20 protein-coding genes are annotated in these 25,277 nt (G+C 63.1%); 7 read left to right on the top strand and 13 right to left on the bottom strand.

Annotated features, from left to right (window positions below):
- The first annotated feature begins 163 nt into the window (after nucleotides 1–163).
- On the top strand, nucleotides 164–421 hold the full coding sequence (locus LOY53_RS01555; protein ID WP_079226233.1) for a hypothetical protein: 258 nt from the start codon (nucleotides 164–166) through the stop codon (nucleotides 419–421).
- A 101-nt stretch (nucleotides 422–522) separates the two neighbouring features.
- Here the strand turns inward: LOY53_RS01555 and LOY53_RS01550 are convergent, their stop codons facing one another.
- From LOY53_RS01550 to LOY53_RS01520, 7 genes are all read right to left on the bottom strand, one after another.
- Nucleotides 523–2,178, bottom strand: coding sequence for an ABC transporter ATP-binding protein/permease (locus LOY53_RS01550; protein WP_258703522.1), 1,656 nt, complete (start codon nucleotides 2,176–2,178; stop codon nucleotides 523–525).
- Complete coding sequence (locus LOY53_RS01545; protein WP_258703521.1) at nucleotides 2,175–4,943, bottom strand: M16 family metallopeptidase; 2,769 nt, start codon at nucleotides 4,941–4,943, stop codon at nucleotides 2,175–2,177. The genes LOY53_RS01550 and LOY53_RS01545 overlap by 4 nt, the downstream gene beginning before the upstream one ends.
- A gap of 26 nt (nucleotides 4,944–4,969) precedes the next feature.
- Nucleotides 4,970–7,804 carry a TonB-dependent receptor gene (locus LOY53_RS01540; protein ID WP_258703520.1) on the bottom strand — a complete coding sequence of 945 codons (2,835 nt, stop codon included), beginning with the start codon at nucleotides 7,802–7,804 and terminating at the stop codon, nucleotides 4,970–4,972.
- A 168-nt stretch (nucleotides 7,805–7,972) separates the two neighbouring features.
- Nucleotides 7,973–8,935 (bottom strand): FecR family protein, encoded by a 963-nt coding sequence (locus LOY53_RS01535; protein ID WP_258703519.1) that lies wholly within the window; start codon nucleotides 8,933–8,935, stop codon nucleotides 7,973–7,975.
- 100 nt (nucleotides 8,936–9,035) lie between these two features.
- Complete coding sequence (locus LOY53_RS01530) at nucleotides 9,036–9,536, bottom strand: sigma-70 family RNA polymerase sigma factor (protein WP_252826445.1); 501 nt, start codon at nucleotides 9,534–9,536, stop codon at nucleotides 9,036–9,038.
- Nucleotides 9,537–9,736: 200 nt separating this feature from the next.
- Nucleotides 9,737–10,843, bottom strand: coding sequence for a GlxA family transcriptional regulator (locus LOY53_RS01525; protein WP_027594279.1), 1,107 nt, complete (start codon nucleotides 10,841–10,843; stop codon nucleotides 9,737–9,739).
- A gap of 394 nt (nucleotides 10,844–11,237) precedes the next feature.
- Entirely contained in the window at nucleotides 11,238–12,614 is a 1,377-nt protein-coding gene (locus LOY53_RS01520) for an L-serine ammonia-lyase (protein ID WP_099452656.1), read from the bottom strand.
- Between the two features lie 453 nt (nucleotides 12,615–13,067).
- Between LOY53_RS01520 and LOY53_RS01515 the strand changes: the two genes are divergently transcribed.
- The 3 genes from LOY53_RS01515 to choV all read left to right on the top strand — a co-directional run bounded on the left by LOY53_RS01515 (nucleotide 13,068) and on the right by choV (nucleotide 16,120).
- Nucleotides 13,068–14,015, top strand: a complete 948-nt coding sequence (locus tag LOY53_RS01515) for a choline ABC transporter substrate-binding protein (RefSeq protein WP_186682933.1) — start codon at nucleotides 13,068–13,070, stop codon at nucleotides 14,013–14,015.
- An 81-nt stretch (nucleotides 14,016–14,096) separates the two neighbouring features.
- Entirely contained in the window at nucleotides 14,097–14,945 is an 849-nt protein-coding gene (gene choW, locus LOY53_RS01510; RefSeq protein ID WP_172960399.1) for a choline ABC transporter permease subunit, read from the top strand.
- Complete coding sequence (gene choV, locus LOY53_RS01505; protein ID WP_027594275.1) at nucleotides 14,942–16,120, top strand: choline ABC transporter ATP-binding protein; 1,179 nt, start codon at nucleotides 14,942–14,944, stop codon at nucleotides 16,118–16,120. The genes choW and choV overlap by 4 nt, the downstream gene beginning before the upstream one ends.
- Before the next feature lie 119 nt (nucleotides 16,121–16,239).
- Here the strand turns inward: choV and hisF are convergent, their stop codons facing one another.
- The 6 genes from hisF to LOY53_RS01475 form a co-directional block, all read right to left on the bottom strand.
- Nucleotides 16,240–17,010 (bottom strand): imidazole glycerol phosphate synthase subunit HisF, encoded by a 771-nt coding sequence (gene hisF, locus LOY53_RS01500; RefSeq protein WP_258703518.1) that lies wholly within the window; start codon nucleotides 17,008–17,010, stop codon nucleotides 16,240–16,242.
- A 10-nt stretch (nucleotides 17,011–17,020) separates the two neighbouring features.
- A complete protein-coding gene (hisA, locus tag LOY53_RS01495; RefSeq protein ID WP_016484508.1) occupies nucleotides 17,021–17,758 on the bottom strand; it encodes a 1-(5-phosphoribosyl)-5-[(5-phosphoribosylamino)methylideneamino]imidazole-4-carboxamide isomerase in 738 nt (245 codons plus the stop codon).
- Between the two features lie 27 nt (nucleotides 17,759–17,785).
- On the bottom strand, nucleotides 17,786–18,046 hold the full coding sequence (locus LOY53_RS01490) for a DUF2164 domain-containing protein (protein WP_027594272.1): 261 nt from the start codon (nucleotides 18,044–18,046) through the stop codon (nucleotides 17,786–17,788).
- Nucleotides 18,047–18,685, bottom strand: coding sequence for an imidazole glycerol phosphate synthase subunit HisH (hisH, locus tag LOY53_RS01485; protein WP_027594271.1), 639 nt, complete (start codon nucleotides 18,683–18,685; stop codon nucleotides 18,047–18,049).
- On the bottom strand, nucleotides 18,686–19,279 hold the full coding sequence (gene hisB / locus LOY53_RS01480; protein ID WP_027594270.1) for an imidazoleglycerol-phosphate dehydratase HisB: 594 nt from the start codon (nucleotides 19,277–19,279) through the stop codon (nucleotides 18,686–18,688).
- 262 nt (nucleotides 19,280–19,541) lie between these two features.
- Nucleotides 19,542–21,203 carry an OFA family MFS transporter gene (locus LOY53_RS01475; protein ID WP_027594269.1) on the bottom strand — a complete coding sequence of 554 codons (1,662 nt, stop codon included), beginning with the start codon at nucleotides 21,201–21,203 and terminating at the stop codon, nucleotides 19,542–19,544.
- Nucleotides 21,204–21,632: 429 nt separating this feature from the next.
- Here LOY53_RS01475 and LOY53_RS01470 point away from each other — a divergent pair, with 429 nt between their 5' ends.
- Genes LOY53_RS01470 through LOY53_RS01460 form a run of 3 tightly spaced genes read left to right on the top strand, consistent with a single transcriptional unit; the run spans nucleotide 21,633 to nucleotide 25,215 of the window.
- Nucleotides 21,633–23,882 carry an AsmA family protein gene (locus tag LOY53_RS01470; RefSeq protein ID WP_252826443.1) on the top strand — a complete coding sequence of 750 codons (2,250 nt, stop codon included), beginning with the start codon at nucleotides 21,633–21,635 and terminating at the stop codon, nucleotides 23,880–23,882.
- Nucleotides 23,879–24,946, top strand: a complete 1,068-nt coding sequence (gene mutY, locus LOY53_RS01465) for an A/G-specific adenine glycosylase (RefSeq protein ID WP_252826441.1) — start codon at nucleotides 23,879–23,881, stop codon at nucleotides 24,944–24,946. The genes LOY53_RS01470 and mutY overlap by 4 nt, the downstream gene beginning before the upstream one ends.
- Nucleotides 24,943–25,215, top strand: a complete 273-nt coding sequence (locus LOY53_RS01460) for an oxidative damage protection protein (RefSeq protein WP_027594266.1) — start codon at nucleotides 24,943–24,945, stop codon at nucleotides 25,213–25,215. Before mutY ends, LOY53_RS01460 begins: the two co-directional genes overlap by 4 nt.
- Nucleotides 25,216–25,277 lie beyond the last annotated feature (62 nt).

Here is a 25,277-nt window from a genome sequence, read left to right as displayed (position 1 = left end):
CTTGAGTGTGCGCACTTCGGGGCTGGGTGATTTAGCCGTAAACGACCTGTTCTTAGCCAAAGCAGCCATTGCGACATTCTGCCCTTGCGGGCATGTCGCGGTGGACACAGAATCGGTCGTAAATCACAGCAGCACTCTCTTAGCGATAAAAGGGACAATAGCCATGATGCATGCGGATTTGATTGACCAGGACGACCTCGCCGGCCACCTGCGCGCGCGCGGTTTCGACATCCCCGCCGGGGCCAGCGCCGAGCAGGCCTGCGAGGCGGTGGTGCGTGGGCTGACCGAGCCTAATGCAAGGGCGCTGAAGGGCATGGTCGAGCAGATGTATACCGGCAGCGCGACGATATTGCCGGCGGTGCGCCAGGCGATCGACAAGCAGCTTTTGCCTGCGCTGGCGCAGTTCAGCAAGCGGGCCTGACCGATTATTCCTGCACCGGCCTCTTCGCGGGCAAACCCGCTCCCACAAGGTCTGCACGATCCTGTAGGAGCGGGCTTGCCGGCGAAGAGGCCAGTACGGGTTCACAGAGGTTCCAGTTCCACCGTTTTCCCGAATACCTTGGCCAAGCCTTCCTGGTGGGTTACCGCCACCACGGTACACCCCGGCAACTCCCGCTTGAGCATCTCCAGCAAACGCTGCGCACTGCCGATATCCAGCTGACTGGTCGCCTCATCCAGGTACAACGTATCCGGCCGGTACAACAGGGCCCGCGCCAGGCTCACCCGCTGCTGCTCGCCGCCAGAAAGCACCCGCTCCCACTCCACCTGCCTGTCCAGTTGACCGATCAACCCACCCAGCCCCACCTTGCCCAGCACATCGACCAGTTGCACATCGTCTATCGACCGCACCTGTGGATAAGCCAGCAAGCCACGCAAGCTCATCTGCGGCAGATACGGCTGCTGCGGCAACAGCAGGCTGCGCCCCGGCGGCAATTGCCAATCCCCCGAGTAATGGGGCCACAGCCCCTGCAAAGTGCGCAGCAAGGTCGACTTGCCCAACCCGCTATGCCCGGCCAGCCGCACCCATTGCCCCTGCCCGACGCGCAGCTTGAGGTCGCGGAGCAAATGACTGCCGTCCGGCCGGCATACCGTCAGCCCTTGCAAGCACAGGCAATGGCCCTGCGGCGCCTTCATCACCTGTTGGCGGCTGGTGGCGATGGCCTGCTCGAACTGGTCGAGCCGCTCCAGCGCCGCGCTCCAGCGCACCAGCTTGTGGTACAGCTTGATGAACCAGCTGAGCGAGTCGTGCACGGCATTGAACGCGCTGCGAATCTGCATCAGGCCACCCAAGGTGATGGCCTTGGCCATGAACGCGGGCAGCGCCGCGAATACCGGCACGATCAGGCTGAAGCGCTGGTAGGCGACCGTGAACAGGCTAAGGTCGCGCTCACGGCCCATGAGTTGTCGCCAGTTCTCGGCAATCGCCTGGAAGCGCTGCGCCAAGTGCTGGCGCTCGACCGCCTCGCCTCGGTACAGGGCAATTTGCTCGGCGTGGTCGCGCTTGCGCAGCAGGCCCGCGCGAAAGTCCGCCTCCCGTTGCTCACGCACATAGTTGAGCGCGTGCAAGGGTTTGCCGATCAGGTGGGTCAGGACACTGCCGATCAAGGTGTAGGCCAGCACGATCCACAGCAGGTAGCCATGCACGGTGAAGGGTTCGCCGAACAGGTGGAAGGTCTGCACCCCGGACAGGTTCCACAGGATCACCACGAACGCGCCGACCTGGGCCAGGTTGACCACCAGCGAGGCCACCAGCTCGATGCTCAGGTCCACCATCAGGTCGACGTCCTGGGCGATGCGCTGGTCCGGGTTGTCGGGTTCGCCGCTGAGCCCCAGGCGGTAGAACGCCTGGTCGTTCAGCCAGGCATCGATCAAACGCCCGGTCATCGCTTGACGCCAACGCAGCACCAGCCCTTTGCGCAGGTAGTCGAGGGCGACGAAGATCAGCACGTATAACCCAAGATAGAGGGCGTACTCACCGGCCAGCGCGTACAGCCCCGCAGTGTCGAAAGACGCCAGCGTGTCGTAGAAAGTTTTACTCCAGCTGTTGATCAACACGTTGATCTGCACGATCAACAGGCCCAGGCCGATGATCGTCGCCAGCATCAGCCAGGCCAGCCACTGCTGGCGAGCTTGCCAGAATGGCCGGCTCAGCCGGTAGAACCTGCGCAGGGTATTCACAACGCCTGCTCCAGCGCGGCAGCCGATGGCAAAAGGCGCAGCTGCACCTGGTTGGCGACGGGGAACAACTGTCGCGCCAGTTGCTGCATGGCCGGCACGGTCAGTGCCTCGGGCAGCCTCGCCTGTTCGCTCAGGTAGCGGGGGTCCTGCCAGTGGCGCTCACTGAGGATCAAGCGCTTGAATTGGGTTTGCGGGTCATCGCGGCGTTTAGCCTCCTGGCGCACCAGCTCGCGACGCTCGGCCAACAACCACTGCTCATCCACGTTCAGCTCGGCCAGGGTCTGCTGCGCCAGTGCCCATAACTCATCCACACGCGCCGGGTCGCAGGTAAAACTCAGGGTGCTTTCGATGCGCTGCGAATCCGGGTCGAGCTGGGCATCGAAGCTCAGGCGATAAACCCCCGAGGCCTCGCCGCGCAGTTGCTGCTTGAGCTGCTGGTTGGCCAACTCACGCAGCAGTGCGACACGCATGGCGGCCTGTGGTTGCCAGGCGTGCGGCTGGTAACTGCTGGCCTGCAGCACGGCGCGGGGCTCCAGCGCGATCGCCAGGTCGCTGCGGCGCTGGCCGGGTTGCTGCAACGCGGCTTGCGGGTTTGGCGAGACGCCGCGCTGCAGGTTGGCCAGGTAGCCGCGCACCAGCGGTTCGAGCTGTTCTGCGGGCACATCAGCCATCAGGTAGTAAGTCACGGGCGCATGGGCAAGGCGCTGCCAGTCCGCCTGCAACTGCTTGCGATCCAGCTGTTGCAGCGCAGCCTGGTCAGGGGTTTGCCAATGATCGGCCCCGTACTTGAGCACGCGCTGCTCGCGCTCCTGGCGCGCACGCACATCTTCGGGACGACTGCGCAGGCGCTGCAGCAGATCGCTGCGCGCCTCGTCGAACAACGACGGGTCGATGCTCGCCTGTTGGCTCAGCCGGTAGCTCTGCAGCAAGGCCGGAAGCTGCTCGGGGCGGGCGCTGAGGTTCAACTGCAGGCGCTGTGACTGATGCTCAAGGCTGACGGTGGCACTTTGCGCCTGGCGCCACGCCTGCGCACCATCCGGCCCGCTGCGCACGGCCAGTTGGGCAGCCATCTGCAAGCGCCAGGCAGGCGCATCGGCGACGCGGTAGCCGGCGGACGAGTCCGCTTGTAACAGCCACTTGCCTTCTGGGCCGTTACGGCGCAGCCATACCAGCCGGTCGCCGTTACCCAAGCGCCAGTGTTCGACGTGCTCAGCAGGGAATGCCTTGCGGTCGACAATGTGCCCTGCGGTGCCCGCTGCATCGGGCTTGTAACTGGCTACGCTCGGGGTTTCAGCTGGCTGCTGAACAGGTGGCGAAAGGGTCTGACTGGCGATCTCCACCCGCAGTGCCTCGACCGCTGCGACGCTTGGCAACTCGACCTGCGACTGCCCAGGCACGCTAAACTGCAACACGCGATCGGCACTGCCAAGCCAACGCCGCAGCCTGTGATTGAGGTCTTCCCGCTCGATGCCTGGCAGCACCTGCAGGTAGCGACGGGCAGCAGCATGACGCTCGACCACGCTGCCTTCTGCCGCGGTGGCGTTGTTCAGCTGTTCGACCCACTGCTCGAACGTACGTGGCGCGTGGTTGGCCAAGGTCTTGTCGCCCAAGGCGCGAATATGGGCTTGCTGTTTTTGGTAGTCCTGCTCGCTGAAGCCATGCTGACGCAAGCGCTCGATCTCGGTCAGCAGCTGGCGCAGCGCCTGTTCATGCTGCTGGCCTTCGACGCCGGCAGCGATACCCAGCACCGTCGACTGGCTACCAATCAGGGTCTTCTGCGCCACCAGGCTGCGCACCCCGGGCGCCAGCGGCTGGCGTCGCAGGCTGTCGAGCAGCGCGGCCAAGGCCATGCGGTCGATCAACCGCTCACGCAGCGCCGCGCGGGTGGTGCCACGGCTGTGCGGTTCATGCAGGCGGAACAACAGCCCCACCTGGTTGCTGCCGGACTGCGGGTCTTGCAGGCGGAAGATTTTCAGCGCGTTGTCCAGCGGCAGGTCACGGTAGTCGCGAGCCGGGCTGGCACCGCCTTTGGCCTTGCCGAAGGTGTGCTCGATCTGCGCCAGTATGGCCTTGGGCTCGAAGTCGCCCACCGCCGAAATCACCATGTTCGGCGCTTGGTACCAGCGCGCCTGAAAGCCTTGCAAGCTGGCCAGGCTGGCACTGCGAATGGCCGCCTCGTTGCCGATGGTGCGGTGCTCTGGGTAACGCGAGCCAACCCGTTGCGAGGCGGTGCGTTGCTGGTTCATGCGCTGGGCCACACCCAGGCCGCCCCGCCATTCCTCGATGACGATCGGCCGTTCGCGCTCAAGGTCGGCAGCACTGTAATCGCCGGCGAACGCCAGGTCGGCCAATGCTTGCAGCGCTTGCGGGGCCTGGCGCACGCCGGCCGGCGGGCTGAGCATGAACTGGGTGCGTTCGTAATTGGTCACCGCATTGAAGTGACGGCCTTGCACCCAGCCCAACGCCGTCATGCGCTGGCGCAGGTTGCCCGGCTGCCCGGCGCGGCTGTGGAACACCAGGTGTTCGACCATGTGCGCGACGCCCACCTGGTCGTCGGTTTCGTCGATTGAACCGGCATTGACCGTCAGGCGCAGGTCGAGCCGGCCAGGCTGGGCGGTCTCGCGCACCAGCCGGTATTGCAGGCCGTTGGCCAGGGTGCCTTGGCTGACTTGGGCATCCCAAGGCAATGGCGAGTCAGGTTCGGGTAGCGCTGTGCAGGCGCCGAGCAGCAGCGGGCCGAGCAGGCCCGCAATGAGCTTTTTCATCAGGGTGTCCACGGTTTTTTATGGGGTCAGAAGCGGTAGCCGACTTCCAGCCAGTACTGGCGGCCGACTTCATACGTGGTGCGGACGGTGCTGCTGTTGCTGACGATCGAGTTGACCTTGTCAGTGACGTTGGTCACGTCCACAGCAACAAACAGCGCCTGCTCCCTGGCGGTGGGCATTTCCCATTTCACGCGCATGTCCCAGGTGGGTGCGCCAGCCACCGAAGCGGTGTCGTAAACGGCCAGGGCCTCTCCGTCCACATCGGCAGTGCGACCGGTGTCGATGATCTGGTCGTACGCACCCCGGTAACGAAAGAAGTTGCTGATGCTCAGGTGCCAGCGCGGGATCTCGGTAATGGTGGTCAGGCGGGCGGTCCAAGGGCGGTTGAAGTCGCTAGCCGGGAGTTGGCTGTAAGCCATGCGTTTGCCGTCGTAGAGCACATCACCATCCGCGTATTCGGCGTCATTGAAGCCCGCTTCATAGGTGCTGTAGGCATTCTTGCTGCGCGACCAATCCAGTGCCAGTTGCAGGCTGGTGACACTGCCCAGCACCCGCAATGGCTGATTGGGCGTAACGGTCAGGGACAAGTTGTCGCTCTCGCTCGCCCCCGCATTCACGTAGGTGTAGTAAATGGCCTGGTAGCCCTCAAGGGGATCAAGGCCAAGCACCCGCGACGAAGACCTCACCACCTGATCCTTGCCCTTGCGGTGCACGTATTTCAGGCGAAAGTCAGTGTTCAGCCAGCGCTGTTCCAGGCCGAGCATCAGCTCATCATCGTAAGGGATGTTCATGTCTGAAAAACGGTTGGTGTTCAGCGTTTGCCGACCGACCCACTCACTGGTCTGGCTGCTGCGGGTATAGGTGGTATTGAAGCCCTGACGGCCATCGGCAAGGCGGTACTTGAACAGGTTGCGGCCGTAATAGCGGTTGGCGCCGAAAACCAGCACCGTGCTGCGGTCGCCGAAGAAGTCGTAGTCGCCGGCAAAGCGCGGTGAAAGGGTCTTCTGCTGCATGTAGTCATCGCCTTCGAAGCGCACGCCCGGGCGCAGGCTGAGCTTGCCTATCTGCATTTGGTCGTCGATGAACACGGCGTAAGCGTTTTCGGTCAGGTCCAGCTTGCCTGCGTTGTACTGGGTACGCAGGTTCGCCCACTGGCGGCTGTTGCCGTTGAGCAACGGGCTGACAGAGCACCACGGATCGTCGCCTGCGCAGCGGGTTTCGTCGTCGCGGCGAAACCCACTGACCCCCTGCCCGGTGGCTTCGCGCTCCCACTCCGCGTGCTTTTGCGACAACTCAAGGCCTGTCGTGAACGCGTGGCTGGTACCGGCGAAATCGAACGTCTGCCATTGACCCTTGAGGGTGTAATCGAGGCCGCGCTGGCGCTGGTCCAGATTGCCGAACGAGCCCTCACCGCTGCGGGCTGTATTGCCGGTGGGGTTGCCCCAGTTCTTCTCATCGGAGTAATACCAGAACACCGTGTCCTTGCTGTCGGCCTCTCGCGAGCTGTACAGGTTGGTAAGCGCCAGCGTGTGCGTCCAGCGCGCTTGGTCACCTTCCCAGACGGCTTTCAACGAACCCTGCCAGCCGCCATTGGTGTTGGTGAAATCGGAGTCGAGAAAATTCTGCCTGAAAAACACGTTCTCCTGAGGCGCGTGGATGAACGAGCCTTCCAGCGTCAACCGCTCGTTGACGTCCCAATAGGTCTTGAGCATGTAGTTGTCGAGCTGGCGGGTCTGGTCCGCGCTGCTGTCGGCATTAGGGCTGCTGTAACCATTTTCGTAACGGTTGAGCGGGATCACCGAGCGACGCTGAGAAAAGCTCAGGATGGCACCGAAATTGTCGGTCAGGTGGCCCTCGAGCATGCCTCGCAACGTGGTCTTCTCGAACTCCGGCTGGTACTGCTCGGAAGAGGCGTGGTCGAAGCTCTCCTGATCGGCTTCGGTAATGTGGTAGCGGGTCCACTCCGAGCGGGTCAGTGCATAGGAGATCTTGCCGTGCAGTTCTCTGCTCGGGCGACGGGTGATGGCATCGATCACGCCGCCATTAAAGCCACCGTATTCGACTGGAACGTTGCTGTCGTAGACCTTCACTTCCTGCAGCAGGTCAGCGTCCAGGGCTATGCCGTGGGGGTTGCTGGGCGCGGCATCGAATTGGCGGTTTTCACTGTAGCCATGGGCGCCAGGGTCCAAGTCGTTATTGATCGAAATGCCATCGATCATGAAGTTGTTCTGGTAGAACTTGGCGCCGTTGATGCTGATGTCGGCGGGGTCGATTTCGCCGGGGGTGTTGGAGCTTTTCTGCGCGCTGGAAAATTGTACGCTCGGGTGCATCTGCAGCAGGGTCGTGATATCGCCGTTGGCCCCAGGGAAGGCACGGATGGCCTGATTGCTGATGACCGTGGCACCCAGGTAACCATTGTCGCCGCTATCGCCCAGCACCAAGGTGTCATGCAATTCCATAGGGCCGGCATCTGCATCGCTGTGCAAGAGCCGCAGGCTTACCACACCACCTTCGTAGTCCCAGGTCAGGCCACTGCCAGAAAGCAGGCGAGCCAATGCCGCTTCGTTGCTGAAACGCCCCTGCACGGCATTGCTTTGCGCGCCCTCCAGCACCTGCGCATCGGCGGTCATTTGCAGACCGCTTTGCTGGCCGAAGGCGATCAACGCGGCAGCAAGGTCCTGCGCCGGGATAGCAAAAGCATGCACTTGCGCCAATTGCGAAGAGGCGGCGGCCTCACTTGCCGACACTGCAGGCACGATCAGGACACAGCCTGCGCCAAGCAGCGTACTGCGGGCCAAATGCTTCAGGCGCAACGACCACCCCCGCGCTTGGCGAGGCATACGGCTTGTTGTTTCAGTCATCCCACATCCCCACCCCGGGCAATCGCCGGGCTGCAAAATTGAATACGAATCGGTATCAGTTATTGCGCGCGGGGAAGAAGACGGGGCAGTGCGGGGAATTTTCAGAAAATTGTTAAATTAGTTTTTTGTGGCGCGCTTGTTGGGGCCGCTTTGCGGCCCCCGGCAATTTCAAGGCTTACTCAGCACCAATAACCAAGGCCCATAACTACGCAGCTCTCCGCCATGCGGCCGGACCACCGCACGCAGCGCCGCCTCGGGTTTGCGCAGGTCATACACACCCGTGACGCGCTTGGCCCCCAGCGCATCGTCACGCAGCAGCACCTTACCCGGCAGGTACCGCGCCAGCTCCGCAACCAGTTCCTCCACCGTCTGATCATCGGCAATCAGTTGCCCTTGGCGCCAGGCGGCCGCCTGCGCGGGCACGAAGGTGCGCACCTGTACCAGCCCGTGGTCATAGCGCAGCCGCTGCCCTGCAGTGAGCGCACCGGACAGTACATGCCCATCGCCGCTGTCCTCGACCCGCACCGACCCGTGCTGCACATCCACCCCTACCCTGCCTGGCCGCAGTGCGACGTTGAACGCCGTCCCGGTCACCGTCACCTGCACCGCCTGGGCACGCACGTGAAACGGCTTGGCTTTGTCGGGGGTGACCTGGAAAAAGGCCTGGCCGGTGAGCAAGCGCACATCACGGTGATCACCCGCATAGTCCACGGCGATGGCCGTGTCGCTGTCCAGCTGCACCACGCTGCCATCGGCCAGGGTGATGTCGCGCGTTTCGCCCTGGGCCGTGCGGTAATCGGCCTGCAGGCGCAGGCTCAAGGAAGGCGCCAGCGCCACCAACAGGCAGGCAGCAGCCGCAGCGCCCAGCCACCAGCGGCGCCGAGATGTGCGTTGCACAGGCAAGCGCAGCACCTCGGCTTGCGGCCATTGCGCGGTGGTGGCAGGGGCCAGTTGCCCTGTCAGCTGCCACACCCGCTCGGCCTTGCGGTAGGCCTCGGCGTTGGCCGTATCGCTGGCGCACCATTGCTCGAACTCGGCACGTAGCGGCCCATCCTGCGGGGCCTGCTGCAGGCGCAGGAGCCAGTCCAGGGCCTGCTCGCGGCGGCTGGATACGAGGTCTGCTGGCGTCATGTCCGGCACGTCTCCTGGGGGCTGGGGGGCGCGAAGGGTCGCACAGAGTCGGCCCGATGAGCAAAGGACGCGCCAGCGCCTGGTTTTTTCAACAGCCCCGTCAAAGGTCGTCCTCCAGCCGCGCCATGCAATGGCTCATGGCGTCGCGCACCAGTTGATGCACCAAGCTCACGGAGACGTTCAGGTGGTTGGCCACCTGCTGCAAGGTGAAGCCCCCGAGGCGGTGCATTTCGAAGGCGATACGGGTGCGTTGCGGCAGTTCTTCGAGGGCTCGGCTGATGGCGTCCAGCTCGTTCTGCTGGCTGACCGCCTGCTCGGGCGAGGCACTGCTCGACGGCAACTCGGCGAGGATATCGTCGCCGTCTGGCTGGGCTTTTTCGGTGGCGGTGCGGCGCGTCTGATCCAAGGCCAGGTTACGCACAATGCGGTAGAGGTAGCTGGCCGGGTGGCGGATGTCGGCATCATCATCCTGCCCACTGAAACGCAGCCAGGCTTCCTGGACCACATCCTCGGCGCGGGCACGGCAGCCAACGATCGGGCGGGCATAATCGACCAATGCCGCCCGATGGGCCAAGTACAGCTGCAGTTTGTCGTCCGCCACGGGGTGGTATGCCAGGGAGTATCGGGGGCGGCGATGTTACCCGTAGTCGAGAATCATTATCAATACATGATCACGGGCGGTGTTCACGTGTAGGAGCAGCCTTGTGCTGCGAAGAGGCCGGTGAAAACAGAGTCGTTATATGACGCTGTTACCGGCCTCTTCGCAGCACAAGGCTGCTCCTACAAACGGGCGCTTAGCGTTTACAGCCTTACGCTGGCGAACGTCGACTCGTTGCGTGCCTGGCTCAGGGCCGCCATCGGCCCGCTGTGCGGCGACAGGGTCATGGCCTGCGGGATCGGCATCATCGCCACCTGCTGCGCGGTGTTGGAACCCACGCGCTCATCACGCGGCGGAATGCCAAAGTACTCGCGGTAGCACTTGGAGAAGTGCGGGGTAGAGACGAAGCCGCACACCGAAGCCACTTCGATGATCGACATCGGCGTCTGCTTCAGCAACTGCCGCGCGCGGATCAGGCGCAGCTTCAGGTAATAGCGCGACGGCGAGCAGTGCAGGTACTTCTGGAACAAGCGCTCGAGCTGGCGCCGCGACACCGACACATACACCGCCAGTTCGTCGAGGTCGATCGGCTCTTCCAAGTTGGCCTCCATCAGCGCGACGATTTCCTGCAGCTTCGGCTGGTTGGTGCCAAGCATGTGCTTGAGCGGCACGCGCTGGTGGTCTTGCTCGTTGCGAATGCGCTCGTAGACGAACATCTCGGAGATCGCCGCCGACAGTTCACGGCCGTGATCGCGGCTGATCAAGTGCAGCATCATGTCCAGCGGCGCGGTGCCACCGGAGCTGGTGAAGCGGTTGCGGTCGAGGGTGAACAGGCGAGTGCTCATGTTCACCCGTGGGTAGGCCTCCTGCATGGCGGCCAGGCATTCCCAGTGCACGCTGCAATCGAAGCCGTCGAGCAGCCCGGCACAGGCCAGCGCCCAGCTGCCGGTACACACCGCGCCCAGGCGCCGCGACTGGCGAGCCTGCGCCTGCAGCCAGGTCACGTGTTCACGGGTAACGGTGCGCTGAATGCCGACACCGCCGCAGACGATCACGGTGTCGATCGGCGGCGCATTGTGCATGGCCGCGTCGGGAGTGATCTGCAGGCCATCACTGGCCCAGACCTGGCCGCCATCGACGGTCAGGGTGTGCCAGCGGTACAGCTCGCGGCCGGAAAGCTGGTTGGCCATGCGCAGCGGCTCGACCGCCGACGCCAGGGAAATCAGGGTGAAGTTGTCCAGTAGAAGAAACCCGATGGACTGGGGAGCTGTGCGGTTCTGGGTTGGATTCCCGGAGGTGTACGACGTCATCGCGATTTCTCCTCACACAAATGCAGGGTGTGCCTCAGGCGGGCACTGATTTTTTGTTATGGCCCCCTCTTCGTAGGTAGGGGCTTGTTGCCAATCTCAACGCAAACGCCGTGCCTGAAGTTGAACGGCTATCCGAAAAAACCTGAAAACGACGCCTTTACTCGGCAAATCAGGGCCTTCGGTGCGAGCTGGCTGAACTTCTGGAACCGCCGTGCTAGGCGCGCTCCTTGTAACTGCTGAGCACTTTGGTGACACGTGCCTGGTGGGTTGCCCAGAAACGACACTCTTAAGTGTCACCGACAACGCCCACACTCATCGCGACATCTGACGGCCGGTCATGCACAAACGCCCCATAGTGGGGCGTCGTGGTGACAAGCAGCGCGCGATTAGCGCATCAGCATTCGATGGCGCTGACCGCCAGGCCGCCGCGCGAGGTCTCTTTGTACTTGTCGTGCATGTCGGCGCCGGTGTCACGCATGGTGCGGATCACCTGGTCGAGGGAAATGAAGTGTTCGCCGTCACCGCGCAGGGCCATCTGCACCGCGTTGATTGCCTTGACTGCGGCAATCGCGTTGCGCTCGATGCACGGCACCTGCACCAGGCCACCGACCGGGTCGCAGGTCAGGCCAAGGTTGTGCTCCAAGGCGATTTCGGCGGCGTTTTCCAGTTGTGGCGGTGTCGCCCCCAACACTTGCGCAAGGCCTGCCGCCGCCATCGCACAGGCCGATCCGACCTCGCCCTGGCAGCCGACTTCGGCGCCGGAAATCGAAGCGTTCTTCTTGCACAGGATGCCGACCGCTGCCGCCCCGAGGAAGAAGTCGGTCACGTTCGACTCGTCCACCACATCACTGAAACGCATGTAGTAGTGCAGCACCGCCGGGATGATGCCTGCAGCGCCGTTGGTGGGCGCGGTCACCATGCGCCCGCCGGCGGCGTTTTCTTCGTTGACCGCCAGGGCGAACAGGTTGACCCACTCCATGGCGCTCATGGTCGAGCCGATCACGTTGGGTTTGCCGATCTCTTGCAAGCTGCGGTGCAGCTTGGCGGCGCGGCGCCGTACGTTGAGGCCACCGGGCAGCGTGCCTTCGTATTTCAGGCCGTTGGTGACGCACTCCTGCATGGCTTGCCAGAGCTTCTGCAGGCCGGCGTGGATCTCTTCCTCGCTGCGCCAGACCTTCTCGTTGGCCATCATCAATTGCGACACGCTGAGGTCGTTTTGCTTGCACAGTTGCAGCAGCTCGGCGGCACTGTTGAAGTCGTAGGGCAATACGGTCTGGTCGGCGTCCAGCACACCGCTGGCGGCCTGCGCGGCATCGACCACAAAGCCACCGCCCACCGAGTAGTAGGTGTCGCGGTGCAGCTCGCCCTGTGCGCCTTCGGCGATCAAGGTCATGGCGTTGGGGTGGTACGGCAGGTTCTCGTCCAGCAACAGCATGTCGCGGGCCCAGACAAACTCGATGGGCAGGCGGCCGGCCAGCAGCAGGGTGTTGGTTTCGCGCAGGTCGGCGATGCGAGGGACGATCTGGGTCGGGTCGATGGCGTCCGGCCAATCGCCCATCAGGCCCATGATGGTGGCGTTGTCGGTACCGTGGCCGATGCCGGTGGCCGAGAGCGAACCATACAGCCGCACCTCGACCCGTTTTACCTGCTCCAGTTCGCCGCGCTCGCGCAGCCCCTGCACAAACAGAGCGCCAGCCCGCATGGGGCCGACGGTGTGGGAGCTGGAGGGCCCGACACCAATCTTGAACAGGTCGAACACGCTGATGGCCATTGTCGAATCACCTCTTGCTGGGCTTGTCTCTGCGCGCCATGCGCAGGGCGGGGCAACTGCTAGGCTGAAGCTGCGAGCCGCCATGAATGCACGCATCATCGGCCTTTTGCCTACCCCTTCGCCGTCTGCAACCGACGTAGTTTTGTCCAGCTGCGCCGTGCTGTTTTTACCTGAGGTACTGCCGTCTTCACGCCGTTTTCCAGCGGCCTGGTGACGCAAAAACGCGGCCGAGGGGGTGGAAAAACCCATATGCGACATCGCCAGTACTGGATACGACCCGTTCCGTACTGGATACGACCCCACCAGTAGGCGATTGCCCGGCGCTGGAGGATTATCAAAAGCGACTCGTATAGCACGGCCACGCAACCTGCCCTCTGCAGGCCTGGTCGACCGGACCTTCAGAACGCCCGGCGACCCACGCGAACCCGAAGACAAAATCACAGGAGTCCATCCATGAAAGGTTCACCCTCGCTGTTGTTGGTTGCGTTGTTGTCCACCCCACTGCTGGCCCAGGCCGCCGAGCCTGAGCAGTGCCAGACGGTACGTTTCTCCGATGTCGGCTGGACCGACATCACGGTGACGACAGCCACCACAAGCGTTGTGCTCGAAGCCCTGGGTTACAAGACCCACACCACCATGATCTCGGTACCGGTGACCTACAAGTCGCTGGCCACCGGCAAGGACCTGGACGTGTTTCTCGGCAACTGGATGCCGACCATGGAGAACGACATCAAGCAGTACCGCGACGCCGGCACCGTCGAGACCGTGCGCGCCAACCTGGAAAACGCCAAGTACACCTTGGCCGTGCCCCAGGCGCTGTATGACAAGGGCCTGAAGGATTTCAGCGACATTCCCAAGTTCAAGAAAGAACTGGACGGCAAGATCTACGGCATCGAGCCGGGTAACGACGGCAACCGCACCATCCAGAGCATGATCGACAAGAACGCCTTCGGCCTGAAGGACGCCGGCTTCAAAATCGTTCAGTCGAGCGAGGCCGGCATGCTGTCGCAAGTCGACCGGGCGCAAAAACGCGGCGAGTCGGTGGTGTTCCTGGGCTGGGAACCGCACCCGATGAACACCCGCTTCAAGATGCAGTACCTCACCGGCGGGGATGATTTTTTCGGCCCCGAATTCGGCAAGGCAACCGTATTGACCAACACCCGCAAGGGTTACGTGCAGGAATGCAGCAACGTTGGCCAACTGCTCAAGAACCTGTCGTTCGAGCTCAAGGATGAAAGCACCATGATGGGCTATGTCCTGGACGACAAGATGAAACCCGAAGCAGCCGCCAAGAAGTGGCTTAAAGACAACCCCGGCAAGCTGGATACCTGGCTGGCGGGCGTTACCACCGTTGATGGCAAACCCGGCCTTGAGGCGGCCAAGGCCAAGCTGGCGCAATAACGCACCACGCAATAGCGCTACCTCGGGGCGGGACCGTGCCCGCCCCGGACTGATTTCAATCTTTGCAGGTGGAAGCTCGCTATCATGCTTATCGATCAGAAAATACCCCTGGGGCAGTACATCGCGTCGTTCGTCGAATGGCTGACCCAGAACGGCGCGAATTATTTCGACGCCATCGCGCAAGGCCTGGAGTTCATGATCCATGGCGTCACCAGTACCCTGACCTGGTTCAACCCGTTCGTCCTCATCGCCCTGTTCGCCGCCCTGGCGCACGTTATTCAGCGCAAGTGGGGGCTGACGGCGTTCGTTGCGCTGTCGTTCCTGCTTATCTTCAACCTGGGTTACTGGCAGGAAACCATGGAAACCCTGGCGCAGGTGACCTTCGCCACCGTGGTCTGCGTGGCCATCGGCGTGCCGCTGGGCATCGTCGCCGCGCATAAACCGATGTTCTATACCGCCATGCGCCCGGTACTCGACCTGATGCAGACGGTACCCACCTTCGTTTACCTGATCCCGACCCTGACCCTGTTCGGCCTGGGCGTGGTCCCGGGGCTGATCTCGACGGTGGTGTTCGCCATCGCCGCGCCGATCCGCCTCACCTACCTGGGCATTTGCGATGTGCCACAAGAGCTGCTCGACGCCGGTAAGGCCTTTGGCTGCTCGCGCCGTCAGTTGCTGACCCGCATCGAACTGCCCCACGCGATGCCGAGCATCGCGGCCGGTGTTACCCAGTGCATCATGCTGTCGCTGTCGATGGTGGTGATCGCGGCCCTGGTGGGCGCCGACGGCCTGGGCAAACCTGTGGTCAACGCACTGAACACCGCCGATATCTCCCTGGGCTTCGAAGCGGGCCTGGCGATCGTGCTGCTGGCGATCATGCTCGACCGTATCTGCAAGCAACCGGAAGTCACGGTAAGGGGTGAAGCATGAGCATCATTCGGTTCGAAGACGTCGACGTCATCTTCTCCAACAAACCGCGCGAGGCGCTGTCGCTGCTCGACCAGGGCAAGACCCGCGAACAGATCCTCAAGCAGACCGGCCTGGTGGTGGGTGTCGAAAAAGCCAACCTGGATATCGAGAAAGGCGAAATCTGCGTGCTCATGGGCCTGTCCGGCTCGGGCAAGTCGAGCCTGCTGCGCTGCATCAATGGCCTGAACACGGTCAGCCGCGGCAAGCTGTTCGTCGAGCATGAAGGCAAGCACATCGATATCGCCCACTGCACCCCGGCCGAGCTGAAGATGATGCGCACCAAGCGCATCGCCATGGTGTTCCAGAAGTTCGCCCTGATGCCCTGGCTGACGGTGCGCGAAAACATCAGCTTTGGCCTGGAAATGCAGGGCCGCCCAGAGAAAGAGCGGCGCAAGCTGGTGGACGAGAAGCTTGAACTGGTTGGCCTGACCCAGTGGCGCAACAAGAAGCCCGACGAGCTGTCCGGGGGCATGCAGCAGCGTGTGGGCCTGGCCAGGGCGCTGGCGATGGATGCCGACATTCTGCTGATGGACGAACCGTTCTCGGCACTCGACCCGCTGATCCGCCAGGGCCTGCAGGACGAACTGTTGGAGCTGCAACGCAAGCTGAGCAAGACCATCGTGTTCGTCAGCCACGACCTGGACGAAGCGCTGAAGCTGGGCAGCCGCATTGCAATCATGAAGGACGGGCGGATCATCCAGTACAGCAAGCCCGAAGAGATCGTACTGAACCCGGCGGACGACTATGTGCGCACCTTCGTGGCCCACACCAACCCGCTGAACGTGTTGTGCGGCCGCAGCCTGATGCGCAGCCTGGACAACTGCAAACGGGTCAATGGGTCGGTGTGCCTGGACCCGGGTATCGACTCATGGCTGGACATTGGCGAAGGCGGCTCGCTCAAGCGCGCACGCCAAGGCCAGAACGGCCTGGATATGCAGAATTGGGCGCCAGGGCAGAATGTAGAGTTGCTGGAGCGCAGGCCGACGGTGGTGCACGCCGATATCGGTATGCGTGAGGCGCTGCAGATTCGTTATCAGACGGGCAACAAGCTGGTGCTGCAGGATAACGACAAGGTGGTGGGGATTCTTGGGGATACCGAGCTTTACCACGCGTTGCTGGGCAAGAACCACGGGTGATGCCAGTGGGGCCGCGTTGCGGCCCATTCGCAGCGCAAGGCTGCTCCTACAGGGGGCGTGTATTCTTGTAGGAGCAGCCTTGTGCTGCGAATGGAGGGCAATGCCCTCCCAGCAATGGCTCAGCGAACGACGATCCCGCGCGAAGCCATGTAGGCCTTGGCTTGCGGAACGGTGTACTCGCCAAAGTGGAAGATACTGGCCGCCAACACCGCGCTGGCATGCCCTTCCAGAATCCCGTCCGCCAGGTGCTGCAGGTTACCCACCCCACCCGACGCAATCACCGGAATCCCCAGCGCATCGCTGATGGCCCGGGTAACACCCAGATCAAAGCCGTTCTTCATGCCGTCCTGGTCCATGCTGGTCAGCAGGATCTCACCGGCACCCAGGCCTTCCATCTTCTTCGCCCACTGCACCGCATCCAACCCGGTCGGCTTGCGCCCGCCATGGGTGAAAATCTCCCAGCGCGGCACTTCACCCGGCGCGGAGACCTTCTTGGCATCGATGGCAACGACGATGCACTGCGAACCGAAACGGTCCGCCGCCTCGCCCACGAACTCCGGGTTGAACACCGCAGCCGTGTTGATCGAGACCTTGTCGGCACCGGCATTGAGCAGGTTGCGGATGTCCTGCACGGTGCGCACGCCACCGCCCACGGTCAGCGGGATGAACACTTGGCTGGCCATGCGCTCGACGGTATGCAGCGTGGTGTCGCGGCCATCGACGCTGGCGGTGATGTCGAGGAAAGTGATTTCGTCGGCACCTTGCTCGTTGTAGCGACGGGCAATTTCTACCGGGTCGCCAGCATCACGGATGTTCTCGAACTTGACGCCCTTGACCACCCGGCCGTTGTCCACGTCCAGGCAAGGGATGATGCGCTTGGCCAGTGCCATGGTTCAGTCCTCAGCCTTGGTAGTTGTCGCAGAAGGCCTGGGCCTCGGCGACATCGAGGGTGCCTTCGTAGATGGCACGGCCAGTGATGGCGCCGATGATGCCGGGGGCCTTGGCGTCCAGCAGGGCCTTGATATCACCCAGGTTGTGGATGCCACCCGATGCGATCACCGGAATGCGCGTGGCTTCGGCCAGGGCTTTGGTGAAGGGCACGTTGCAGCCCTGCATCATGCCGTCTTTGGCGATATCGGTGTAGACGATCGCCGAGACGCCATCGGCCTCGAAACGCTTGGCCAGGTCGATGACCTGAACAGTGCTGACTTCAGCCCAGCCATCGGTGGCGACGAAGCCGTCCTTGGCATCCAGGCCAACGATGACCTTGCCCGGGAAGGCCTTGCAGGCCTCGGCGACGAACTCTGGCTGCTTGACCGCCTTGGTGCCGATGATGACGTAGCTGACGCCCGCCTTGACGTAATGCTCGATGGTTTCCAGCGAGCGAATGCCGCCGCCGATCTGGATCGGCAGGGTCGGGTAACGCTTGGCGATGGCGGTAACCACTTCGCCGTTGACCGGCTGGCCTTCGAAGGCGCCGTTGAGGTCGACCAGGTGCAGGCGGCGGCAGCCACCCTCGACCCATTTGGCGGCCATGCTCACCGGGTCATCGGAAAATACCGTGGAGTCTTCCATGCGGCCCTGGCGCAGGCGCACGCAAGCACCGTCCTTCAGATCGATAGCGGGGATAATCAGCATCTTGGGAACCTGTCTATTTGTTGGGTTTCAGGGCTTCTCGAGTGCCCACAGGTCGCTCTCGATGCTCTCGAACCGCTCCTTGAGGTGCAGCTGAACATCGGCAATCGCCCTGTTGTAGTAATGGGGTGCAATCTCTTTGCTGAACAGGTCGAGGACCTCGGCCACTTCAAACGACCCCAGCTGCAGCTCGAAACGGTCTTCGAGAAAACGCTTGAGCGTATCGAGCGCCTCGCGCTCCTGCTCGGGGGCCAGGGTGATGATCGGGGCCTTGGTCTTCGATCGGCTCATTTACCAGCGCCCGTCCCAGGCGACGAAGTTCTGCAGCAACTGCAGGCCATGGGTATGGCTCTTCTCCGGGTGGAACTGCACGGCAAAGCGCGAGCCGTCGGCCAGCGCGGCGGCGAAGTCGACGCCATAGTGGCCGCGACCGACCACCTGGCTCGGCTTGCCGGCATTGATGTAGTAGCTGTGCACGAAATAGAAACGTGCGCGGTCAGGGATGTCGTGCCACAGCGGATGGTGGTTGGCCTGGCTGACTTCGTTCCAGCCCATGTGTGGCACCTTCAGGTGCTCGCCATCCTCTTGCAGGCCCTTGCCGAAAAACTTCACCTGGCCTGGGAACAGGCCGATGCAGTCGACGCCGTTGTTCTCTTCACTGTGTTCGAGCAGCGCTTGCATGCCGACACAGATGCCGAGGAACGGGCGGTCCTGGCTGACTTCACGCACCAGGCTGTCGAAGCCCAGGCGACGGATTTCGGCCATGCAGTCGCGAATCGCGCCCACGCCTGGGAACACCACGCGGTCAGCCTCGCGGATCACCGCGGCGTCGCTGGTGACCAGTACCTTGCCGGCGCCGACATGCTCGAGCGCCTTGGCCACCGAGTGCAGGTTGCCCATGCCATAGTCGATTACGGCTACCGTCTGCATTTACAGGCATCCCTTGGTGGAAGGCATCTGCCCAGCCATGCGCTCGTCCAGGGTAATGGCCATGCGCAGCGCGCGGCCGAACGCCTTGAACACGGTTTCGATCTGGTGGTGGGTGTTGTGGCCACGCAGGTTGTCGATGTGCAGGCTCACCAGGGCATGGTTAACGAAGCCCTGGAAGAACTCCTGGAACAGGTCGACATCGAAGCCACCGACCGTGGCGCGGGTGTACGGCACGTGCATCTGCAGGCCTGGGCGGCCAGAGAAGTCGATGACCACGCGCGACAGCGCTTCGTCCAGCGGCACATAGGCATGGCCGTAGCGGAAGATGCCTTTCTTGTCGCCGATCGCCTGGGCGAATGCCTGGCCCAGGGTGATACCGACGTCTTCGACGGTATGGTGATCGTCGATGTGCAGGTCACCCTTGCACTCGATGTCCAGATCGATCAGCCCATGTCGGGCGATCTGGTCGAGCATGTGTTCAAGGAAAGGCACACCGATATCAAATCGGGCCTTGCCGCTGCCATCTAGGTTGATCGAGCACTTGACCTGGGTTTCCAGGGTATTGCGCTCGACGGAAGCCTTACGTTCGACCATCACCAGCTCCGCAAAATCATTGGGCGAAAAGGGCTCCATTATAGGCCCAGATTGCGCCAGCTTGAAACGCGGATGACATATGGCAAAGCAAGCAATGACGGGGGGTGGATGCCGTTACAGGTCTATACAAGCTGTGAATCTGGGGCTGCGTTGCAGCCCTTTCGCCGGCAAGCCGGCTCCTACAGTGACCGCGCAGGGCTTGAGCAACCTGAAGATCCTGTGGGAGCCGGCTTGCCGGCGATAAGGCCAGAACTGTCGCTCATCAATGGAACAGTACAGCCGTCTTCTGCAGCGTAATCCACACCCCCCAAGCCAGCGGCACAACCACCGCAGCCCAGGCGATCAGCACCAACGGCAAGCTGCCCGGCGCGGCATGCCACTCCAGCGAACGCGCGCCATCGGCGCCTTTGTCATGGCTCAGCGCGCGCTCGGCGGCCAGTTGCTGGTCGCTCATGAAGTGTTTGTCGGCCACCGGGCGAATCAGCATGTTGCAGATAAAGCCCAGCACCAGCAGGCCCGCAAGGATATACAGGGTCATGTCATACGCCGCCGCCCGCTCCACGCCCGCCGCCAGCTGAGACTCGCGCAGGTAGGTGATCAGCACCGGCCCCAGCACGCCCGCCGCCGCCCAGGCCGTCAGCAGGCGCCCATGAATCGCACCGACCATCTGCGTGCCGAACAGGTCGGCCAGGTACGCCGGCACCGTGGCAAAGCCGCCACCGTACATCGACAGGATGATGCAGAACGCCGCCACGAACAGCGCCACGTTGCCCAGGTGACCCATGTTCGGCACCAGGCTGTAGAGGCCCACGCCCAAGGCGAAGAAGGCAAAGTAGGTGTTCTTGCGGCCAATGTAGTCAGAGAACGACGCCCAGAAGAAGCGCCCGCCAATGTTGAACAGGCTCAGTAAGCCGGTGAAGCCCGCTGCGATGGCGGCAATCTGCGCCAGCTGGGTGGCGTTCAATTCGCTGAAGCTCAGCTCGTTGCCCAGCAACTTGCCGGCGAACACTTCCTGTAACAGCGGCGACGCCATGCCCAGAATACCGATGCCGGCCGAGACGTTCAGGCACAGCACCAGCCACACCAGGGCGAACTGTGGGGTTTTCCAGGCCACGCTGACGTGCACATGGCGGTCGGTGACCATGCCATTGCCGGCCTTTTTCGCCGGAGCGGTCCAGCCCTCTGGCTTCCAGCCGGTCGGTGGCACGCGGTAACCCAGGGCGCCGGCGGTCATGAACACGAAGTAGATCGCCGCCATCACCACGAAGCTCTGCCATACCCCGACGTCTTCTGCGCTGCCAAAGTGGCCCATCAGCGCGGTCGCCAGGGGGGCGCCGACCATCGCGCCACCGCCAAAACCCATGATCGCCATGCCGGTGGCCATGCCGCGTTTGTCCGGGAACCACTTGATCAGCGTCGAGACCGGCGAAATGTAGCCCAAGCCCAGGCCAATACCCCCGATCACACCAGAGCCCAGCCACATCAGCCACAGCTGATGAGTCTTCACCCCAATCGCCGAGATCAGCATACCGCCGCACCAGCACAGTGCCGACACCAGCCCGGCCTTGCGCGGCCCGGCGTGTTCCAGCCAGCCGCCAAGCACCGCGGCCGAGCAGCCGAGGAAGACGAAGAACAAGGTGTAGATCCAGCTCAGCATCGAAATCGGCCAGTCGCACTCGGCGCTGAACAGGCGGGCGATGAACCCCATGTCCGCCGAGCAGGCCACCGGCGCGGTGATGCCGATGGCTTGCGACAAGGGCAGCCAGAACACCGAGAAGCCGTAGGCCATCCCGATACACAGGTGGATAGCCAAGGCGGCCGGTGGCACCAGCCATCGGTTGAAGCCCGGACGGGCGATGATGCGCTCCTTCGACAGGAAGCTCGGCGCACCGGCCAAGGTGCCCGCCGTGACGTTACTGCTCATGGGTTTGATCCTTTTTGTATGGCCTTTACTGGGCGACGCACCGCGGCAATGGGTCGCGGGCACACCGAAAGCGGCGCAAGGTTACCAGCACCCGGTGGGATGAAAGCAATCTGATATCGTGGATTTTTCCGTAGCTGAAACGGTATTTCGAGTTCACCCCGTTCCTGTAGGAGCAGCCTTGTGCTGCGAAGAGGCCGGCAAAAATCAGCTTGATTCTGGGTTGTCCGCTCTGCCGTCTTCGCAGCACAAGGCTGCTCCTACAATGGCTGCATGCGCCGTTGGAACTGTGCATATGAGAACTGTCGAAAGCCGCAACATCTGATCCACTCGTAGGGAAATGCCCTGTATCTCTTGCCGGATACGCAGGGATAAGCACTGCGGCGCTATACTCTGCCGCTGAAATTCAAATCGGACTACAAGGACTCGCCCATGAAAGCGTTCGGCAAAATCCTGGGACTGGGGCTTCTCGGGTTGCTGCTGATCATCGTGGCGCTGGGCTTCGCCCTGACCCACCTCTTTGATCCCAACGACTACAAAGACGAGATTCGCCAGCTGGCGCGCGACAAGGCTCATGTCGAGCTGACCCTCAACGGTGACATAGGCTGGAGCCTGTTCCCGTGGTTGGGCCTGGAACTGCATGACGCGAGCATCGCGACCTTGAGCAAACCCAGCGAGCCGTTCGCCGACCTGAAGATGCTCGGCCTGTCGGTACGCGTTCTGCCGCTGCTGCGCCGCGAAGTGCAGATGAGCGATGTGCGCGTCGAAGGCCTGAACCTGACCCTGGCCCGCGACGAAAATGGCCATGGCAACTGGGAAGACATCGGCAAACCATTGCCCGCCCCCAACGGCGCCCCGGCCGATACACACGCCCAGGCACCTGCCGAACAGGCCCCGGCGCAAGCCGACAGCGGCAGCGAGCGTGCGGTCAAACTCGACATCGACAGCCTGACCGTGAACAACGCCCGGGTGCAGTACACCGATGCCAAGAACGGCCAGAGCTACAGCGCCGAAAGCATCCAGCTGAGCACCGGCCCGGTCCACGAAGGCGCGAACATTGCGCTTAAGGCGAGTGCCTTCCTCAGTGCCACCCAACCGAGCATCAAGGCCCGCACCGAGCTTGCCGGCGAACTGCGCTTTGACCGCAAGCTCAAGCGCTACAACTTCGAAGACATGCGCCTGTCGGGCGAAACCTCGGGCGAGCCGTTTGCCGGCAAGACCGTAACCTTCGCCGCCCAAGGCCAACTGCTGGTCGACCTGGCAGCCAATGTCGCTTCGTGGAACGGCCTGAAAATCTCGGCCAACCAGCTGCGTGCACTGGGTGAACTGAACCTGCGCGACCTGGACAAGGCACCGCAACTCAGCGGCGGCCTGTCGATCGCCCAGTTCGACCTGCGCACCTTCCTCGACGGCATCGGCCGCCCGCTGCCCGCCACGAACGACCCTGCCGCGTTCACCAAGCTGGAACTGGTCACCCGCCTGCAAGGCACGTCGAACAGCCTGGCCCTGGCAGACCTGGCCGTGAAGCTGGACGACAGCACCTTCACCGGCCGCGTGGCCGTCGAAGACTTCGCCAAACAGGCCCTGCGCCTGCAACTGAAGGCCGACACCTTCGACGCCGACCGCTACCTGCCCGCCAAGAGCGAACAAGCCAAAGGCGCGACGGCCGCCCGCCAAGCCGAGGTCAAGCAACAGGAGGCCAGCGCCGTGGCCGGTGCCAGCAGCTCCCCGCTGCCCAACGCCCCGACCCAGGTCGCCTGGAGCGACGACAAGCTGCTGCCGGTGGACCGCCTGCGCGCCCTCGACCTGCAGGCCGACCTGACGTTCGGCGCGCTGACCCTGGACAAACTGCCCATTCAGGATGCCCAGCTCAAGGCCACCGGCCAGGGCGGCCTGGTGACCCTGCAGAGCCTGCGCGGCGGCCTCTACAACGGCAGCTTCGAGGCCAAGGGCACCGTCGATGTGCGCCCCGCCGTGCCGCAGCTTGGCGTCAATACCAAGATCAACCGGGTACCGGTGGAACACTTCATCAAGGCCGAGGGCAAAGAGCAGACGCCACCTGTCAAAGGCCTACTGACCCTGACCAGCGACTTGACCGCAACCGGCAACAGCCAGAAGGCACTGGTCGACACCCTCAATGGCAGCGCCAACTTCACCATCAACGATGGCGTGCTGGTCAATGCCAACCTTGAACAGCAACTGTGCCAGGCCATCGCCACCCTGAACCGTAAAACGCTCAGCGGCGAACCGCGCGGCAAGGACACGCCCTTCGAGGAACTGCGTGGCAGCCTGGTGGTGCGCAATGGTGTGGCCAGCAACCCAGACCTCAAGGCCCGCATCCCAGGCCTGACCGTCAACGGCCACGGCGACCTCGACCTGCGCGTGCTGGGCATGGACTACAACGTCGGCGTGGTCGTCGAAGGCGACCAACGCGCCATGCCGGACCCGGCCTGCCAGGTCAACGAGCGCTATGTCGGCGTTGAAGTGCCGCTGCGCTGCCGCGGCCCGCTGGAGCTTGGCGCCAAGGCCTGCCGCCTGGACCAGGACGGCCTGGGCAAGGTCGCTGCGAAACTGGCCGGCAACCGCCTGAAAGACAAGATTGATGAAAAACTCGACGAAAAACTCGGAGACAAAGTGAGCCCTGAACTCAAAGACGCGCTCAAGGGGCTGTTCAAACGATGAGCCCCGAGCAGTTCTCCAGCGCCGTGCTGGACTGGTATGACGCGCACGGCCGCCACGACCTGCCCTGGCAACAGGGCATCAACCCGTACCGGGTGTGGGTGTCGGAAATCATGTTGCAGCAGACCCAGGTCAGCACCGTGCTCAACTACTTCGACCGCTTCATGCAGGCCCTGCCCACCGTGCAGGCCCTGGCCGAAGCGCCGGAGGACGAAGTGCTGCACCTGTGGACGGGCCTGGGCTATTACACCCGCGCGCGCAACCTGCAGAAGGCCGCGAAAATCGTCGTCGAGCAGCATGGCGGCGAGTTTCCGCGTAGCGTCGAGCAACTGACCGAACTGCCTGGCATCGGCCGCTCCACCGCCGGAGCCATCGCCAGCATCAGCATGGGCATCCGCGCGCCCATCCTGGACGGCAACGTCAAGCGCGTGCTGGCCCGCTTTACCGCCCAGGCCGGCTACCCCGGTGAGCCCAAGGTGGCTAACCAGCTGTGGGCCAGCGCAGAGCGCTACACCCCACAGACCCGCGCCAACCACTACACCCAGGCGATGATGGACATGGGCGCCACGCTGTGCACCCGCAGCAAGCCCAGCTGCCTGATCTGCCCGCTGCAACGCGGCTGTGAAGCGCACCTGCACGGCGAAGAAACCCGCTACCCCGAGCCCAAGCCACGCAAGGCGCTGCCGCAACGCCGGACGCTGATGCCACTGCTGGCCAACCACGAAGGCGCGATCCTGCTGTACCGCCGACCGTCCAGCGGCCTGTGGGGTGGTTTGTGGAGCCTGCCGGAGCTTGAGAACATCGAACAGCTCGACGACCTCGCCTACCAGCATGGCCTGCGCCTGGCAGATAGCCGCGCCCTAGATGGCCTGACCCACACCTTCAGCCACTTCCAGCTGGCGATCGAGCCCTGGCTGGTGAAGGTCGACCCGGTCGGCCAGCACGTGGCCGAGCCCGACTGGCTCTGGTATAACCTCGCCACCCCGCCGCGCCTGGGCCTCGCTGCCCCGGTCAAGAAGTTGCTCAAACGCGCGGCCGACGAACTGATTGCAGGAGATGCCCGATGACCCGCACCGTGATGTGCCGCAAGTACAAAGAAGAACTCCCAGGCCTGGAGCGCCCGCCCTACCCAGGTGCTAAAGGCCAGGACATCTTCGATCACATCTCGCAGAAGGCCTGGGCCGACTGGCAGAAGCACCAGACCATGCTGATCAACGAAAAGCGACTGAACATGATGAATGCCGAGGACCGCAAATTCCTCCAGGCCGAGATGGACAAGTTTTTCGCTGGCGAAGAGTACGCCCAGGCCGAAGGCTACGTTCCGCCTGCTGAATGACCCCAAAAAACGTAAGCGACGGAATTAATTTAAAATTTTTTCAAAAAGTCGTTGACGGACGG

The sequence above is a fragment of the Pseudomonas sp. B21-031 genome (genome assembly GCF_024748985.1).
Lineage (GTDB): Bacteria > Pseudomonadota > Gammaproteobacteria > Pseudomonadales > Pseudomonadaceae > Aquipseudomonas > Aquipseudomonas kermanshahensis.
Note: the sequence above shows the minus strand (reverse complement) of the source record. Positions and strands in the feature narration are given on the sequence as shown.